General features: G+C 35.7%; 1 protein-coding gene. It reads left to right on the top strand.

Annotation, left to right across the window (positions count from 1 at the left end; all coding sequences use genetic code 11):
• Nucleotides 1-89: 89 nt before the first annotated feature.
• Nucleotides 90-1,355 carry a GIY-YIG nuclease family protein gene (locus ACFX4I_RS26365; protein ID WP_377424188.1) on the top strand — a complete coding sequence of 422 codons (1,266 nt, stop codon included), beginning with the start codon at nt 90-92 and terminating at the stop codon, nt 1,353-1,355.
• Nucleotides 1,356-1,511: the final 156 nt, after the last annotated feature.

Raw genomic sequence — 1,511 nt, 5'->3', positions numbered from 1 at the left:
CCAAGACGGACACATCCTCTCAAAAATCATTGTAAGGACTTAACTAAAATGTGTCCATGAAACTATACTAACTCCAAGATCTAGAAGATATGAGAGAATTACTAAAACGAGAAAAAAAGAATAAACCACCTGAAAATACTAACGATGTTAGAATAGGTATGGGCGTATCTTTCAATATTTCATCTGATGAAAACGAAAACTATGGGCTTTCTATTTCTTCATCGCCTGTGGGCGTTTCTACTGGTAGTACAGCAACAGATTTTTATGTGTATGAATGGTTTATCAAAAATACTGGCGAAATATTCTATGTCGGAAAAGGACGTGGCGACCGTTATAAAGTGTTCCATGAACGAGCATATGAAGCTGAAAAAATTCGTGAAATTTATGATACTGACTCTCGCTTTGTTGGAACTGGGTTAACCGAAGAACAAGCAATAGAGTTAGAGGATAAAGAAATAACGCGAATATTAAATGAAACAAACGATAGACTAACGAACCGCATAATCCCACTCTTCACTAAAAGAGGTAACGGATATGACCGCAGTCCTAACACGCCTGAGCTGCAATTTGAAACAGCTTCATATCTTTATGCAAGTGAGATAGACGAACATTACTTTGGAATAAAATCTCGATCATTTGATGAAGTTAAGTACGAAAATTTAAAAGCAGTAGTCTTTATCACTCGAAATGTACGAGATGAAATTAGTATCATTTATGGCGGGAAATTAGACAAGTATCAAAGTGAAACAATAGCATTATTGTCAGCAAACGGCAACAAAATACTTAAAAGTAAATATGCAAAATCAGTTACTGCTTGGATATATATTGGTGACGATTACGTAACGAATTATGAAATAGGCCAAGGGCAAGCATTAGAGAAGCTAGGGCGAAACATACCAACTTATCATTTAATTGATGTTTGGAAGTTGTTAAAAGAAAAGTTTGGCGAAGTTGAAACAGTTTCAACGGAAGAGATACCGATTAATCCAATTCACAATCGAGTTCCACTAAAAGATATAAAGAACCTATACGACTGGGATAAAGGCTTTGACGAAGGGATGCCGTATTGGGAAAAAGGCGATAAGGAACGAAAAACTGGTAACCTTGAACGAGCTATTGAGTTATTTGATATAGCCCGATATAACGGCTACAATGCTCCAGCATTATACAGGTCGTATGCAATGACATATCGAAAACTCAAAGACTACGACAATGAAATTGAAATCATTGATGAAGCGATTGAACGTTTATGTTCAGAAAAAATTAACGTAAACGAAACTCGCACTATGGAATTAAAAGAACGCCGAGAAAAAGCTCTCGCATTGAAACAAAAACAAAATAGTTCGGAACGTTGAAAGAGACCATCAAATTAGTGAGGCCACTGAAAAACTAACGGGTGCTTTAATTCATTACCAGTTGCTGATCAGCAACTCCTTTTCTTATGCAACTAAACCAGCTAATAGTTAGTCAACATTTTTCAATGAAAACTTAAAATATTTCATGCTATACTA

The sequence above is a fragment of the Peribacillus sp. YIM B13472 genome (genome assembly GCF_042788005.1).
GTDB classification, from domain to species: Bacteria; Bacillota; Bacilli; order Bacillales; family DSM-1321; genus Peribacillus; species Peribacillus simplex_E.
This window is presented reverse-complemented; position numbering and strand designations above follow the sequence as displayed.

Bases quoted from the DNA above. Each gene is read 5' to 3' on its own strand.
- ACFX4I_RS26365 (WP_377424188.1), top strand. From the start codon at position 90: ATGAGAGAATTACTAAAACGAGAAAAAAAGAATAAACCACCTGAAAAT.